At 58.9% G+C, this 14,170-nt stretch carries 16 protein-coding genes; 6 read left to right on the top strand and 10 right to left on the bottom strand.

Going from position 1 to position 14,170, the window contains the following annotated elements; genetic code table 11:
• Positions 1-97: 97 nt before the first annotated feature.
• Both ptsP and ACR0IM_RS15665 read right to left on the bottom strand, forming a co-directional pair.
• Positions 98-2,341, bottom strand: a complete 2,244-nt coding sequence (gene ptsP, locus ACR0IM_RS15670; protein ID WP_480593889.1) for a phosphoenolpyruvate--protein phosphotransferase — start codon at positions 2,339-2,341, stop codon at positions 98-100.
• Between the two features lie 46 nt (positions 2,342-2,387).
• Entirely contained in the window at positions 2,388-3,626 is a 1,239-nt protein-coding gene (locus ACR0IM_RS15665) for an aspartate kinase (protein WP_480593890.1), read from the bottom strand.
• A gap of 164 nt (positions 3,627-3,790) precedes the next feature.
• On the opposite strand from ACR0IM_RS15665, the gene ACR0IM_RS15660 reads away from it, so the two are divergent.
• Complete coding sequence (locus ACR0IM_RS15660) at positions 3,791-4,144, top strand: hypothetical protein (protein ID WP_480642957.1); 354 nt, start codon at positions 3,791-3,793, stop codon at positions 4,142-4,144.
• On the opposite strand, the gene ACR0IM_RS15655 is transcribed toward ACR0IM_RS15660, so the two are convergent.
• From ACR0IM_RS15655 to ACR0IM_RS15635, 5 genes are all read right to left on the bottom strand, one after another.
• Positions 4,138-4,776: an SDR family NAD(P)-dependent oxidoreductase gene (locus ACR0IM_RS15655; protein WP_480642956.1), complete on the bottom strand. Its 639-nt coding sequence runs from the start codon at positions 4,774-4,776 to the stop codon at positions 4,138-4,140. The genes ACR0IM_RS15660 and ACR0IM_RS15655 overlap by 7 nt on opposite strands.
• Positions 4,777-4,779: 3 nt before the next feature.
• Entirely contained in the window at positions 4,780-5,235 is a 456-nt protein-coding gene (locus tag ACR0IM_RS15650) for a DUF1178 family protein (RefSeq protein WP_480593893.1), read from the bottom strand.
• 71 nt (positions 5,236-5,306) lie between these two features.
• The gene (locus tag ACR0IM_RS15645) at positions 5,307-5,876 is read right to left on the bottom strand and encodes an NUDIX hydrolase (protein ID WP_480642955.1); all 570 of its coding nucleotides are present in this window, start codon (positions 5,874-5,876) and stop codon (positions 5,307-5,309) included.
• Positions 5,877-5,891: 15 nt separating this feature from the next.
• The gene (locus tag ACR0IM_RS15640; RefSeq protein ID WP_480593895.1) at positions 5,892-6,635 is read right to left on the bottom strand and encodes an EcsC family protein; all 744 of its coding nucleotides are present in this window, start codon (positions 6,633-6,635) and stop codon (positions 5,892-5,894) included.
• Positions 6,636-6,688: 53 nt separating this feature from the next.
• Positions 6,689-7,183 (bottom strand): GNAT family N-acetyltransferase, encoded by a 495-nt coding sequence (locus ACR0IM_RS15635; protein WP_480593896.1) that lies wholly within the window; start codon positions 7,181-7,183, stop codon positions 6,689-6,691.
• A 72-nt stretch (positions 7,184-7,255) separates the two neighbouring features.
• Here ACR0IM_RS15635 and ACR0IM_RS15630 point away from each other — a divergent pair, with 72 nt between their 5' ends.
• Entirely contained in the window at positions 7,256-7,861 is a 606-nt protein-coding gene (locus tag ACR0IM_RS15630) for a flavin reductase family protein (protein WP_480642953.1), read from the top strand.
• A 127-nt stretch (positions 7,862-7,988) separates the two neighbouring features.
• Here ACR0IM_RS15630 and ACR0IM_RS15625 read toward each other — a convergent pair whose 3' ends face one another.
• Complete coding sequence (locus ACR0IM_RS15625; RefSeq protein WP_480593898.1) at positions 7,989-9,623, bottom strand: SulP family inorganic anion transporter; 1,635 nt, start codon at positions 9,621-9,623, stop codon at positions 7,989-7,991.
• A 204-nt stretch (positions 9,624-9,827) separates the two neighbouring features.
• On the opposite strand from ACR0IM_RS15625, the gene ACR0IM_RS15620 reads away from it, so the two are divergent.
• Complete coding sequence (locus ACR0IM_RS15620) at positions 9,828-10,700, top strand: S-methyl-5'-thioadenosine phosphorylase (protein WP_480682482.1); 873 nt, start codon at positions 9,828-9,830, stop codon at positions 10,698-10,700.
• Here the strand turns inward: ACR0IM_RS15620 and ACR0IM_RS15615 are convergent.
• A complete protein-coding gene (locus ACR0IM_RS15615; RefSeq protein WP_480642949.1) occupies positions 10,697-11,569 on the bottom strand; it encodes an alpha/beta hydrolase in 873 nt (290 codons plus the stop codon). The two genes, ACR0IM_RS15620 and ACR0IM_RS15615, sit on opposite strands and share 4 nt — an antisense overlap.
• Positions 11,570-11,814: 245 nt before the next feature.
• Here ACR0IM_RS15615 and ACR0IM_RS15610 point away from each other — a divergent pair, with 245 nt between their 5' ends.
• Complete coding sequence (locus ACR0IM_RS15610; protein ID WP_480682481.1) at positions 11,815-12,444, top strand: LysE family translocator; 630 nt, start codon at positions 11,815-11,817, stop codon at positions 12,442-12,444.
• A 3-nt stretch (positions 12,445-12,447) separates the two neighbouring features.
• Here the strand turns inward: ACR0IM_RS15610 and ACR0IM_RS15605 are convergent, their stop codons facing one another.
• A complete protein-coding gene (locus ACR0IM_RS15605; RefSeq protein WP_480682480.1) occupies positions 12,448-12,621 on the bottom strand; it encodes a hypothetical protein in 174 nt (57 codons plus the stop codon).
• Positions 12,622-12,943: 322 nt separating this feature from the next.
• Between ACR0IM_RS15605 and ACR0IM_RS15600 the strand changes: the two genes are divergently transcribed.
• Positions 12,944-13,483 (top strand): adenine phosphoribosyltransferase, encoded by a 540-nt coding sequence (locus ACR0IM_RS15600; protein WP_480593903.1) that lies wholly within the window; start codon positions 12,944-12,946, stop codon positions 13,481-13,483.
• A gap of 168 nt (positions 13,484-13,651) precedes the next feature.
• A complete protein-coding gene (locus ACR0IM_RS15595) occupies positions 13,652-14,134 on the top strand; it encodes a fasciclin domain-containing protein (RefSeq protein ID WP_480682479.1) in 483 nt (160 codons plus the stop codon).
• The last annotated feature ends 36 nt before the right edge of the window (positions 14,135-14,170 follow it).

Raw genomic sequence — 14,170 nt, 5'->3', positions numbered from 1 at the left:
ACCCTTCGCAGCGCACGTGACACGGCGTATGTTATCGCTAACATTTACGGTCTGAATAGGCAATGCGGATGCAGAAAGCAAGCCCGGATTTGGTAAATCAGCTTTGATTGCGCAGCCATTCCATGACAGCGGGTCGCACCGACTGCTCTCCGCGGTGGCGCGCGTCAGCGATGATTTTGCGCAGCGACTGCAAATCGGCCCGCAGCAGAAGGCTCTTGACCGGACCAATCGAGGCGGGGCGCATCGACAGCGACCGAATGCCCATCGCCGCCAGACACAGCGCCTCGACCGGGCGGCCCGCATCCTCGCCACAGAAGGACAGCGGCGTGTCCGAGATGTTGCAGCGCTCCACGATCCGCTCGATGAAAGAGAGAAAGCTGACATTAAGCGTATCATAGCGGCGACGCACCAGTTCGTTCTCGCGGTCGGCGGCAAAGAAGAACTGCTTCAGATCGTTTCCACCGATAGATACGAAATCAACTTCGTCAAAGAACTTCTGCGGCGCAAAGGCAAGCGACGGCGTTTCCAGCATCGCTCCGACTTCGATGGTTTCAGGCAGGACGTGGCCAAGGCGCTTTTCCCGCTCGATGGTCTTGTTGACCTCCCACTTCGCCTCGCGGAATTCATCGGCCTGCGCCACAAACGGGAACATTATTGTCAGCGGCCGGCCGTTGGCGGCGCGCAACAGGGCCTGCAACTGCATCCGCATCACGCCGCGCTTGTCCAGTCCGACGCGAATCGCGCGCCAGCCCAGCGCCGGGTTCGGCTCGGCCACGTGTTTCATGTAGGGCAGAACCTTGTCCGAGCCGATATCCAGCGTTCGGAACACCACGCGTTTGTCCCCTGCCGCATCCAGAACACGCTGGTATTGCGCCACCAACTCCGACCGTTTCGGCATCTGGTTTCGGATCAGAAACTGCAATTCGGTCCGGAACAGCCCCACACCCTCGGCACCCGAGTTGTTCAAGGATGGCAGATCGGCCATCAGGCCCGCATTCATCACCAGATTGATCCGCTCGCCGTCCCGCGTCACGGTCGGGGTTTCGCGGATCGAGGCGTAACGTTCCTGCGCCTTGGCCTGCATCGCGATCTTGTCTCTGAAAGCGCTGACAACGGTGTCTTCGGGACGCAAATGCACGACACCATGATCACCATCAACCAGGATGTGGTCGCCGTTCAATGCCTCGGTGGTGATGCGGCCCACGTGAACAACCAGCGGAATCGCCAGTGCGCGGGCAACAATGGTGGCATGACTGCCGACCGAACCCTCCTCGAGCACGATACCTCTCAGCGAACGGCCATATTCCAGCAGGTCACCAGGGCCTATATTGCGGGCAACCAGGATCGGATCGGGCGGCAGGTCGGCCCCATCGGTCTTGCCCTGCCCGGTCAAAATCCGCAACAACCGGTTGGACAGGTCGTCCAGATCCGCCAGCCGCTCGCGCAGATAAGGATCGGTGACCTGCCCCATACGGGCGCGGGCCTGAGATTGTTCCTTTTCAACCGCAGCTTCGGCACTGAGACCGCGGGCGATGTCCTCTTCCATCCGCCGCATCCAGCCCTTGGAGTTGGCAAACATGCGATAAGCTTCCAGAACCTGAAGCTGTTCTTTGTCAGCCCCCTGCGAGATTTCCAGCATCTTGTCGACGCCGACACGCAGTTCTTCTACCGCCTCGTTCAGGCGCTCAAGCTCACGATGCGGGTCTTCGGCGATGGGGTTGGTTACCACCACGCGCGGTTCGTGCAGCCAGACATGTCCCTCTGCCGAGCCCTCTTGCGCCGGGCCACCGTTCAGTTGCACCGATTGCTGGTGCAACGGCGACAGGGCAGCGCCCTCGCCCACGAAAGCGCCCAGCTCGGCCATTTCGGCGAGAACCATAGCGACCACTTCCAGCGCATAAACCTCATCCGCCGAAAGCTCGCGCGCCTCGCGGGACTGAACCACCAGCACACCCAGCTTTTCGCCCAGGCGCTGAATGGGCACGCCAAGGAAGGACGAAAACCGCTCTTCGCCGGTTTCGGGCATATAACGGAAGCCCTTGGCCGAAGGTGCATCCGCCGTGTTCATCACTTTGCCGGATTGCGCAACGCGGCCCACCAGCCCTTCGCCCATACGCATGCGGGTCTTGTGGACCGCCTCTGGTGACAGGCCTTCGGTAGCGCACAACTCGAGCGTATCTTCGTCGCGGAACAGGTAGATCGAACACACCTCGGCCCGAATGCTGTCCGCAATCAGGCTGGTGATCCGGTCAAGACGTTCCTGACCGGCGGCCTCGCTCGCCATCTCTTCGCGCAGCCGCCCCAGCAGCTTGCGGGATTCTGTTTCGGTGCCGTCCGCCATGGCCCAACCAAATTAGTGCGTTAGGCGTGATCCTTGGCTGAAATGCTCAGGCCGCCTTGTCCAGTTCAAAGGCATCATGCAGTGCCTGAACCGCAAGTTCCATGTATTTCCGATCCACCAGGACGGAAATTTTAATCTCAGAGGTTGTAATGACCTTGATGTTGATCCCCTCATCCGAGAGGACCTTAAACATTTTGGCCGCAACACCGGACTGAGAGCGCATGCCAATACCTACGACAGAAACCTTGCAAACGTCTTCGTCGGCAACCAGTTCAGCGTAGTTCAGCTCGCCTTTTTCCTTGATGCCCAGCAGTGCTTTTTCGGCGCGCGCCACTTGGTCGGTGGGGCAGGAAAAGGTCATATCGGTGCGACCCTCGTCCGAGATGTTCTGGACGATCATGTCAACATTCACACCCTCATCGCTAAGCGCGGTAAAGATGGTCGAGGCGATACCAGGGCGGTCCGCCACCGAAACGACGGTCATCTTGGCTTCGTCCCGGGAATAGGCCACACCGGCCACAACATTGGATTCCATGATATCCTCCTCGTCGACAACCAGCGTACCGGCCTCGTCGGATTGTTCTTCAAAACTTGAGAGAACGCGCAGTTTTACCTTATACCGCATCGCCAGCTCGACCGAGCGGGTTTGCAGTACCTTGGCCCCCAGCGAGGCCAGTTCAAGCATTTCCTCAAACGCGATCTTATCCAGCTTGCGCGCTTTTTCACAGATACGTGGGTCAGTCGTATAAACCCCGTCCACATCCGTATAAATGTCGCAGCGTTCAGCACCGAACGCTGCGGCGAATGCCACAGCAGTGGTGTCCGACCCACCCCGGCCCAGCGTGGTAATGCGGCCTTCGGGACTGATACCCTGGAACCCGGCGACAACGGCAACTTTCATGCCTTCGTCGAATTTCTGGCCGATGTTCTCGGTCGGAATTTCCTCGATCCGAGCCTGGCTGTGGGCACTGGTGGTTTTCAGAGGCACCTGCCAGCCTTGCCAACTTCGGGCCGGTATGTCCATTTCCTGCAGGGTCAAGGCCATCAGACCGGCGGTCACGTTCTCACCCGAAGAAACCACGGCATCATATTCACGCGCGTCATACAGCGGCGAAGTCTCATCAACCCAGCCGACCAGTTCGTTGGTCTTGCCAGACATGGCCGAAACGATGACGATCACGTCATAGCCCTTGGCCACCTCGACACCGATGCGTTTGGCCGCGCGGCGGATGCGGTCAAGGTTGGCAACCGATGTGCCACCGAATTTCATAACGAGTACGGGCATGAGGGTGGTCTCTCCGCGCCTTGGAATTCAGATCCCGTGCGTCTTATGCGAGGGGGCCCGTAAGGGCAAGGGCTCAAAAACTGCATCGAATGCGGTATCGGGTCGCTTTACATCCGACTGCTGCAGTGTCAGCCTTGGGCGACGCTTTTTCCATGAGGTTTTCCATGCTCCGCCTTGTCATCGCAACCGTCCTGCTGTCCTCTCCCGCCATTGCGCAGGTATCCACACTGGCCGCGACCGATGGCAAGAATGCTTTGGGTACTGTTCCCTGCGCCGTGGGCGGCGCGGCACTAAGCGACTGCCACGCCGAATTGCGTCACCACGACGACGGCACCACCACTTTGGCCGTGGCACTGAGTGCCGGAGAGGTACGCAGCATCTACTTCACCGATGGCGTTCCGAGTTCCAGTAGTTCGCCCGCCAAGATCAGCCACGAAACCCGCGGTGATCTCACGGTGGTTTTCATTGACCCGGATGAGGTCTACGAAATCCCCACCGCCGCGCTGATCCGTCAATAAGCTTGGGGCCGTCCGTCCCAGGTTTCGAAACTGCCTGTGGTATTCAGTGACAACGCGTCGAACCGCTTGATCAAGCCCTCTGCGGCTTGGTCCGAAGTGATTTCGGCCGCAGATCCACCCATTTCCGTCTTCACCCAGCCAGGGTGATAGATGCCCACGGCGACGCCGTCCGCGCGCAGATCGGTGGCGAGATTCCGCCCCAAGTTCAATGCGGCGGCTTTCGAGGCACGGTAAATGTAGCTACCGCCCGGTGCCCGCGTGTGCGACGCCATTTGTGAGGACAGGATGGCAACCTTGCCGCGCGCGGCGCGAAGGTTGGGCAACAAGGCCTGAACGGTCAGGAAAACGCCGGTGACATTGGTGGCAAAACTTTGCGCCCACATCTCTGCCGGAAAGCCGTCGATGTCCTGCCCCTTGTCCAGATAAACCCCGGCATTGCAGATCAGCAGATCAACCGGCTGATCAGCCAGTTGCACCGCCATATCTGCGTGCTGCGCCGGGTCGGTAACATCCAGTAAAACTTGAGCGCTACCGTCCCGCGCGGTGCCGGTCAGCGTGTCTCCCCGCGCCCGATAGTGATCCGCCAGCGTTTTACCGATTCCACGACCGGCGCCAGTAATCACAACATGCATGATCTAGTTAGTCTTCCTGCTGGGCACAAATGGCAGTGGAGTTACCGGCACCCCATCATCAATCAGGGCCTGCGCTTCATCCGGCCTGGCCTCGCCATAGATTGCCCGTTCGGGGGCATCACCCAGATGAATCTTACGGGCTTCGCTAGCGAAATCCTTGCCGACATAGTCCGAGCTTTCCTCGACTTTGCGGCGCCATTCAGCCAGCACTTTTTCGACGTCAGGTGCAGGGGCTGCCACATCTATCGTATCGGCTCCTGGCATCGGCGCAAGAGGTCGCGCCTTGGCGTTGCGGGCCGGACGGACGCGTGGTGTCATGATGGCCTTTTCGACGTCACGACACCCGCACTCCGCGCATGTTACCATGCCCGCAGTTGCCAGTTTATCGTAAGCGGCGGCCGATTGAAACCAACTGTCAAATGTATGGCCGTTGCTGCATTTCAATGCGTATTGAATCATGGTCCGTCCAAATGTCGGTTGCCGAATAGATACCGAGGGACATGGCAAGATCAAGCCCTTCCAAAGGCAACTCAGTGCCTAACAGGCTCAAGCTTTCGTAACAATACTGCCAATTCGTGAGAATTTACCTTTTGAGCAGCCTTTTTCGAAGAAAACCACTTTCGATCCCGCTGCCTGCATTCAGGAAAACGCTGGGCCACCGACCGCACCAATAAGGGAAACACATCGACAGAACACAGCACTGGCCCCTTTTTCTTGCGCTGCTTCTGATAATGGAACCGCCCCAGCGCCTGCGTCTCGCACAGCCCGCGAATTCCGGCTTCTTCCCATGCTTCCTGGCTGGCTGTCTCGGACGGGCTCAGACCGTCAATCAGCCATCCTTTGGGAATGATCCAACGACGGGATTTTCGCGTCGTTATCAGCAAAACCTCGAGGCGCCCCTGCTCAATGCGATAGCATAACGCAGCCGATTGTTGCCGCACCGGCAAGTGCCGAGTCTTTCGCGAAACATATGGCGCAAGTCTGGCATCAGTCACGCTGTGCCGCCTTTCAACTGCAATTCTTGCCTGTCTTCCCGCAATTTTTTGCTTATTTAGCGGGCCCTCGGTAAAACAGGTACCATATAAAGCGTTTTTCTCCAAGCCCTCGGCTTTGGATCACATACGCGCTGCCAGCTTCCGCACCAGATCATCATGCGGGATATCGGCGTCAATCGCCAAGCGCCGCAGACCAAAATGAACGCGGGCGATCTGTTGGTAATAGCGCGTATAGACATAGTTGGTGCTGCCCCCGGCGATCGCCCCAAGAACGGGCACGGATTGCGCCGCCAGTTTTTGCCCCAACACGACGGACAAACGCGGGGCAACCGTCGCGACCAGCTTTTGCATGGCCGGGCCGGTCAACGTCAATCGGACGGAAAAGAAACCGAGATCGGCACCATCGTCATTGGACAAAGGCCCTGCCGCCGACAGCACGCGCACACAGTCGAATTTCACACCTTCTTCGGATGGATCAAACCCCTCGCGCGCCGCGGCGCCCTGAATCGCGCGCAACAGCATCGCGGTGGTCGCAGGCAATTCCATCAAAGCAGTAGACACACCGCCCAAACCACCCGCCGCGCCCATTGCTGTAGTCACTGCGGTATTGACCCAGGGACGCTGATCGGGAACAGCACGGCGCGAGCCTTCCGCCACGTGCATCGCCAGCCAAAGAGCCTGTTCCGTCGCACCCGTTAGACCCTGCCGGATAGGTTCCGGCAATTGTTCCAGCAGAGATTCAGCCGACCCGCCCAGACTGTTCAACAGCTTGACGCCCGGACCGCCAGCAGACCTGTAATACCCGGCCAAACGGTCAAGTTCCGCTTCTGCATCCAGCTTTTCGACAAGAACCACGTCCTGCATTAACACCCTCCTGCCCTTTAGACATCGGGTTTTATGGACTGCGTTTCAATAGGTCAGCGACTCCACCGGGTCACCGGGCCGCGTACACCCTTCCAAACTCCTGGCAGCAACTCCAACCCCAGAACACGGTCCGGGTTGGTGGGCGGCGGCATCTCTATCCCGTTGAGACGGCAGAACCCGAATCGGGCGTAATAGGGCGCATCACCGACCAACATGACGCGATCCCAGCCCAACGCCCGACCGGCCTCAATACCTTCGTGGATCAAAAATCCGCCCAAACCTTCGCCCTGATGGGTAGGGTGCACAGCCACCGGCCCCAGCAGCAGCGCATCGTGATCGCCCACATGCACTGGCCAGAATCGGATGGCCCCGGCCAGAATGCCTTGCCCGTCCCGCGCCACCAATGACATTCCTGTCACAGGTGGCACATCATCGCGCAGACGATACGAGGACAGCGCCTCGCGCCCCGGCGCAAAGCACAGGTCATAAAGGGCTTCGACCTCCCACCAATCATCCGGCTCTTCCGGCCTGATTTCGAACTGCTGCACCCCGGCCCTCTTTTCCTTGCTGGCTTTCGCCCTAGCACTTCGGTACGCCTTGGGCAAACGCTTGGAGATCAGATGTTCTACCGCCCCGAAGACGGCCACGGACTGCCGCACAATCCGTTCAACGCCGTCATTACCCCCCGCCCGATCGGCTGGATTTCCACCCGCGGTCCGGATGGGATCAACAATCTGGCGCCTTATTCCTTTTTCAACGGCGTCGCCTACACGCCACCGCAAGTGATGTTCGCATCAACGGGAACCAAGCACGATCAGGACGGCGGTAAGGACAGTGTATCGAATATCGAGGCAACCGGCGTGTTCTGCGTGAACGTGGTTGCCCACGCGCATCGGGATGCGATGAATGCCAGCTCCGCAGGCTTGCCCAAACATCACGACGAATTCGAACATGCCGGTCTGACAGCGGTTGAATGCCAAACTATCCCTTGCGCCCGGGTCGAGGGCGCTCCGGCGGCATTGGAATGCAAGCTGACGCAGATCGTCACTCTACCGGGAGAGTCAAACCGGGTCGTGTTCGGCGAGGTCACCGGTGTTCACCTGCGTGACGATTGCCTGAAAGACGGTATTTTTGATGTGACGGCCTTTAACCCACTCGCGCGGCTTGGATATCGGGACTATTCGGTGGTCACCGAGCTGTTTTCTCTCAGCCGCCCAGACGATTGACACCGGCTTAGGGGCGTTGCTCACAGCCGCCTACCCCGAGGGGTTTGAGGCCAGTCAGATGAAAAAGGACACCCTGTTTTCATCTGACTGAAAATAACCAGAAGCCCGAGCCAGAGCCCCGCAAAAATCAGTGCCCACCAAGAATGCCGGTGCGAACCGAGTAATCCACCGCCAGCTCGTAATCCGGGTCATCATCGCTATCGACCATCAGGTGACCGGCTTTGTTGAGCAGCTTGTGGCAGTCACGGCTGAGGTGCCGCAGCATGACGCGTTTGCCTGCGGCCTCGTATTTGGCGGCGATGTTCTCGATCGCCTGCAGCGCAGACTGGTCGACAACGCGGCTTTCGGCAAAGTCCACGATCACCGTTGCCGGATCTTTCGGCACATCGAACAACTCGACAAACCCATCGGACGAACCAAAGAACAGTGGGCCTTGGATCTCATAGACCTTAGCCCCCTTTTCGGTCGAAGAGTCGCGGGTAACGGCGTGAATGCGCTTGGCATTGTTCCACGCGTAGGCCAGCGCCGAGACGATGACACCAACGACGACGGCAACCGCAAGGTCCTCCATCACGGTGACAACGGTCACCAGCACGATCACGAACGCATCGGTCAGAGGCACTTTGCGCAGGATCTTGAACGAGTTCCAGGCAAAGGTTCCGATCACCACCATAAACATCACCCCGACCAGCGCGGCCAGCGGGATCTGCTCGATCAGAGGCGCGGCAAACAGGATGAACACCAGCAGGAAAAGCGCTGCCGCGATGCCCGCGATGCGGGTGCGGCCGCCGGATTTTACGTTGATCATCGACTGACCGATCATGGCACAACCACCCATACCACCGAAGAACCCAGTGGCCACGTTGGCGACACCCTGCGCGATGCATTCCTGCGAGGCCCCTCCCCGCTTGCCGGTGATTTCACCCACAAGGTTCAACGTCAGCAGCGATTCAATCAAGCCGATGGCGGCCAGAATGACCGCGTAAGGTAGGATAATTTCAAAGGTTTCCCAATTCAGCGGCACCATCGGAATGTGGAATGCGGGCAGCCCACCCTCAATCGAAGCAAGATCGCCGACGCGTGGCACATCCAGCCCAAAGCCGATCACAAGCGCGGCGACAACCAGAATACCCGCCAGCGGTGCAGGAACGATGCGCGTGATACGCGGCATGACCCAGATCACCGCCATGGTCAGCGCCACCAGCCCCAGCATCGTGTATAGCTGCAGACCCGAGAGCCATTCGCCCCCACCAACACCGTGGCCGGTGTTTTCCATGCTACCCGGCACCTTGAATTGGCCCAGCTGCGCAAGGAAGATAACGATGGCCAGGCCGTTCACAAAGCCCAGCATAACTGGATGCGGCACCAGACGGATGAACCGCCCCCAATGCATGGCCCCGGCAATCACCTGCAGGATGCCCATCAGCACTACGGTTGCGAACAGATATTCAACCCCATGTTCAGCGACCAGCGCCACCATGACCACGGCCAGAGCCCCGGTCGCGCCCGAGATCATGCCCGGACGACCGCCGATCAGCGCCGTGATCAGACCGACCATGAAGGCCGCATACAAACCAACCAGCGGATGCACCCCGGCAACAAAGGCAAAGGCCACTGCTTCGGGCACCAGCGCCAACGCCACAGTCAGACCGGACAGCAGTTCGATCCGCAGGCGCGAAGCAGTCAGCCCCTCGTCCGGTACCCAACGCAAGTCGGGTTTGACAATACGATTGGCAAAGCTTGCCAGCATGGCTCGGGGCATGGGACAGTCCTGTTGGTATTTTTGTTCGCGCGAAAGGGGCCTTTTAGCGGTCAAACCCCGCCTGAGATACCGCGTCAGGCGGGACCCTGATATGCGCCAGACGCATACCAGACAAGCGCCTGACACAAACCGTTGAAGCCACTTGCCAAATCCTTTGCCGCCCCGCAGAAATTCCTCAACGGTTTTTTTATGCGGAGAGCAGCCATGACCCAGACCAAAATCGCCATCATCGGTGGATCAGGCATTTATGAGATCGATGGGCTGGAGAATGCGGAATGGGTTACCGTTGAAACCCCATGGGGCGATCCGTCGGATCAGATTCTGACCGGATCGCTGAACGGCGTGGGCATGGCCTTCCTGCCCCGCCACGGACGCGGGCATGTGCATTCGCCGACCGAAGTCCCCTATCGCGCCAATATCGACGCGCTGAAGCGGCTGGGGGTGACGGATGTGATCTCGGTTTCTGCCTGCGGGTCGTTTCGCGAGCATATGGCACCAGGGGATTTCGTGATCGTGGATCAGTTCATCGACCGAACCTTTGCCCGCGAGAAAAGCTTCTTCGGCACCGGATGCGTCGCCCATGTAAGCGTTGCCCACCCCACTTGCCCGCGCCTGTCCGATGCCTGTGAAACGGCTGGCAAGGCTGCGGGTATAACCATTCACCGCGGCGGCACCTATCTGGCGATGGAAGGGCCACAGTTCTCGTCACTGGCGGAATCGAAAATGTATCGTGAACATTGGGGTTGCGATGTGATCGGCATGACCAACATGCCCGAAGCCAAACTCGCCCGCGAGGCCGAGCTTTGTTATGCCTCGATCGCCATGGTCACCGATTACGACAGTTGGCATCCGGATCATGGAGAGGTCGACGTGACCGCCATCATCGCCACCCTGACCGGCAATGCCGAAAAATGCCGGGCGTTGGTGAAAGGCCTACCCGACCTGCTGGGCACCGAGCGGGTGCCCTGCCCGCACGGGTGTGACCGGGCATTGGAGTACGCCATCCTGACTGCGCCGGAAAAACGCGATCCGGCGCTGCTGGCCAAGCTGGATGCGGTTGCTGGTCGCATCCTCTAGCCAGGTTGTTGCCCCAACGCGCTTTGCACCTCGGCCCACAGCCCATGCGACCAGAGGTCGTTATGAGTTCCGCCGGGGATAACATGAAGTTGGGCAGTATCCCCAGACATCGCCGCCAGAGCTTTACCGTGGTGCAGCGGGATGGTTTCGTCCTCGGTCCCGTGAAATATCAGTGTTGGCACGGTGATTCTGTCGATCAAGTCACGGGTGGCGAACTGATCTTTCATCAGGGCCGAGACCGGTAGAAACGGATACCGCTCGGTCGCCACATCCACAGTAGCAGTGAACGGTGCCTCAAGCACCAGCAGCTGCGCATTTGGGCGCTCTTGGGCCACCGCAGCCGCTATGCCGGTGCCGAGGCTCTGGCCATGCAGGACAATGTCTGCGCCCTCTACCTCCAAACGGTCAAACAGCTGAATCCCGTCTGAGACCAGCGCCAGTTCCGAAGGCTCACCTTCGCTGCCTGGAAATCCGCGATAGCTGGGCGCAAGCAAGCCATAACCGCTGTTGAGAATTTCACGCATACGGTCAGCCCGGTCGCCCAGATTACCGCTTTGACCATGAAAGAACAGAACCGTCGGCGCGCCCTCAATCGCTGGCGGTGCGGACCATGTGGTCAGTACTACACCGTCGGACATGGGGACTTTGATTACGTCCACATCTGCCAGCCCAACAGCCTTGGGGTCGGGCAATTCTCCGGAGGGCTTGTACAGCAGCGCGTTTTGATTTGCGTACATGTACCCGACGATCCCGGCATAGAAAACACCAGCGATCAGGACCAAAAGGGTAAGCACACGTTTCACCCGCATGGTCTTCGACCGGGACATGTCTTCGAACACTTTCGAGTAGTCAGGGGACGTCTGCGTCACGTTTGCCTCCAATCCTGAGTTCATCCAAGTTTGGAGTGTCGGACGCGTGTTTCAAGAAAGATGTACGAGCCTTAACAGAATCTTTATTCGGCGCAGGCCGGGCGCCATGCCCGGGACAGACGAAACAAAAACTTGTCCACGCTCGTGAACTGTTCGTCCGAAACAGGTATCGGAACGATCCACGAAAGGCTTGACCTTGCCGCCGCTCCGAGGCTTGGTGAGTTCGACACTTGAACAGGAACCCCATGTCTCTTGACCTTTGGCTGGCTTTTGTGGCCGCATCGACCGCTTTGCTTCTGATCCCAGGGCCGACCGTTCTGCTGGTGCTCAGCTATGCTCTTTCGAAGGGGCGCAGTGTTGCCGTGGCCTCGGCCACAGGGGTCGCGGTGGGGGATCTGGTGGCCATGACAGCGTCACTGCTGGGGTTGGGGGCCCTGGTGCTGGCCTCAGCCACCCTGTTTTCCGTGCTGAAATGGGTTGGCGCGGCCTATCTGGTGTGGCTGGGCATCAAATTGTTGCGCAGCGCGCCTGCGGGCGGGCTGCAGACAGTGGAAACCGGGCGCGATGTCACCGCCCGCAGCGTTTTTGGCCACGCCGGCGCCGTCACCGCGCTGAACCCGAAATCCATCGCATTCTTCATTGCGTTCGTGCCGCAATTCCTGCGCCCGGCAGAACCCTTGGGCCCGCAATTCGCAATCCTGATCGCAACATTCGTCAGCCTCGCCTGGCTAAACGCGCTGGCATACGCACTGCTGGCCGACAGGCTGCGTCGGATGATCGGACAGGCTGGCGTCATCACTGCGATGACCCGGTTCGGCGGTTTGACTCTGATCGGAATGGGGGTAGCAACCGCCGTCTTGCGTCGCCCGGCCTGAGGATCAATCCTCGGCGTGTTCCTTCATGAAACCACGGATGAACCGCCGGATTTCCCGTGCGGCTGAGGTATCCAGTTCCTTGCAAAGTTTGACAAATGCGTCGCGTTCATCCTTGTCCAATCGCAAGACCAACTGACTGTTTTTCTTGGTAGAACCTCTACCGTCCTTCTTTCCCACGCGTCTTGTCCCTGTTCAACCCTTGATTCTATAAGCGATGCATTGTATATACATGGCATAGAAATTGTAGTTATCGAGCACCTAACAATAAAATGGGGAATATGGCAATGAACCTTCATGCTGCTCAGGCATTTCTTTTGCGAGACCAGCGCAACTGGCGCAAACCGCACCTGTCGTGGCTGCCTGCCGCGCTTTACCGGTACAAAAGCTTGCCGAACTCTGTTTTGCATCGCCGCAAGTAAGGCGGCGGCAATCTTTCCTTGCAAGGCTGACCCCAATGGGCCAAACACGCCCGCGTGTTTTGACGCCAGAGGGGTTGGCCATGTCCAGAAACAAGTCGGTCAAAGATTACATCCGAACCATCGTTGATTTCCCGCACGAAGGGATCATGTTTCGGGACGTTACCACCCTGTTTGCCGACCCGCGCGGATTCCGCATGGCGATTGACCAGATGCTGCACCCCTATGCTGGCGAGCAGATCGACAAGGTTGTCGGACTTGAGGCCCGCGGCTTCATCCTCGGTGGCGCAATTGCCCACCAGTTGAGCGTCGGCTTTGTCCCGATCCGCAAAAAGGGCAAGTTGCCCGGCACAACCATCAGCCAAGACTATAAACTGGAATATGGTGAGGCCATCGTCGAGATTCACGACGACGCTATTCAACCGGGCGAGAAAATCCTCGTCGTCGATGATCTGCTGGCAACCGGAGGTACAGCCGCCGCCGGGATCAAGTTGATCGAACGCTTGGGCGGTGAGATCGTCTCATGCTCCTTCATTATCGACCTGCCGGAACTGGGCGGCCGCAAGGTGCTGGAAGACATGGGCATGGACGTGCATATTTTGTGCGAATTCGAAGGGCTGTAGGCACATTGCGGTCACAAATTTGTGAGTGGATGTCCGAGGCTAAGCGGGCTTAGCGCGGTTTAGCCCAATATCAACCCGATCCCAAAGACACATTCAGTGATCTTGTTGTGAGGGGAACCCGTACCCCTGTTGATGCCGCTTGAGGCATTTCAACAAGGGATTTGTATCATGTTTCGCAAACTCGCTTACGCCGGTGTGGCCAGCCTGCTCGTCGGCACACCCGCTTTCGCTGATGGTCACTCCAAGGATATCGTCGACACCGCCGTCGGTGCCGGCAGCTTTGAAACCCTCGTCGCTGCTGTTCAGGCCGCCGATCTGGTGGACACGCTGAAGGGTGAAGGCCCGTTCACCGTGTTCGCCCCCACGGATGACGCTTTCGCGGCCCTGCCCGAAGGCACTGTGGAAACGCTCCTTATGCCCGAGAACAAGGATCAGCTAGTCGCGGTTCTGACCTATCACGTGGTGCCCGGCAAAGTGATGTCGGGCGATCTGTCCGACGATATGACCGCAGCCACGGTTCAGGGCGGGGACATCACGATCGATCTGGACAACGGTGTTATGGTAAATGACGCAAACGTCGTTCAGGCCGATATCGAGACCTCGAATGGCGTGATACACGTCATCGACAAGGTCATCCTGCCGGGATCGTAAATGCTTCGGCGCGGCCCGACACGGCCAAGGGCCGCG

Source organism: Ruegeria sp. BF6, assembly GCF_056538665.1.
The sequence above is the reverse complement of the archived record's forward strand: the minus strand, read 5'-3'. Positions and strand labels throughout refer to the sequence as shown.

Excerpts from the sequence above, each read along its gene's own strand:
- ptsP (WP_480593889.1), bottom strand. The coding sequence starts at position 2,341 with ATGGCGGACGGCACCGAAACAGAATCCCGCAAGCTGCTGGGGCGGCTG.
- ACR0IM_RS15665 (WP_480593890.1), bottom strand. The coding sequence starts at position 3,626 with ATGCCCGTACTCGTTATGAAATTCGGTGGCACATCGGTTGCCAACCTT.
- ACR0IM_RS15660 (WP_480642957.1), top strand. The coding sequence starts at position 3,791 with ATGCTCCGCCTTGTCATCGCAACCGTCCTGCTGTCCTCTCCCGCCATT.
- ACR0IM_RS15655 (WP_480642956.1), bottom strand. The coding sequence starts at position 4,776 with ATGCATGTTGTGATTACTGGCGCCGGTCGTGGAATCGGTAAAACGCTG.
- ACR0IM_RS15650 (WP_480593893.1), bottom strand. The coding sequence starts at position 5,235 with ATGATTCAATACGCATTGAAATGCAGCAACGGCCATACATTTGACAGT.
- ACR0IM_RS15640 (WP_480593895.1), bottom strand. The coding sequence starts at position 6,635 with ATGCAGGACGTGGTTCTTGTCGAAAAGCTGGATGCAGAAGCGGAACTT.
- ACR0IM_RS15630 (WP_480642953.1), top strand. The coding sequence starts at position 7,256 with ATGTTCTACCGCCCCGAAGACGGCCACGGACTGCCGCACAATCCGTTC.
- ACR0IM_RS15625 (WP_480593898.1), bottom strand. The coding sequence starts at position 9,623 with ATGCCCCGAGCCATGCTGGCAAGCTTTGCCAATCGTATTGTCAAACCC.
- ACR0IM_RS15620 (WP_480682482.1), top strand. The coding sequence starts at position 9,828 with ATGACCCAGACCAAAATCGCCATCATCGGTGGATCAGGCATTTATGAG.
- ACR0IM_RS15610 (WP_480682481.1), top strand. The coding sequence starts at position 11,815 with ATGTCTCTTGACCTTTGGCTGGCTTTTGTGGCCGCATCGACCGCTTTG.
- ACR0IM_RS15600 (WP_480593903.1), top strand. The coding sequence starts at position 12,944 with ATGTCCAGAAACAAGTCGGTCAAAGATTACATCCGAACCATCGTTGAT.
- ACR0IM_RS15595 (WP_480682479.1), top strand. The coding sequence starts at position 13,652 with ATGTTTCGCAAACTCGCTTACGCCGGTGTGGCCAGCCTGCTCGTCGGC.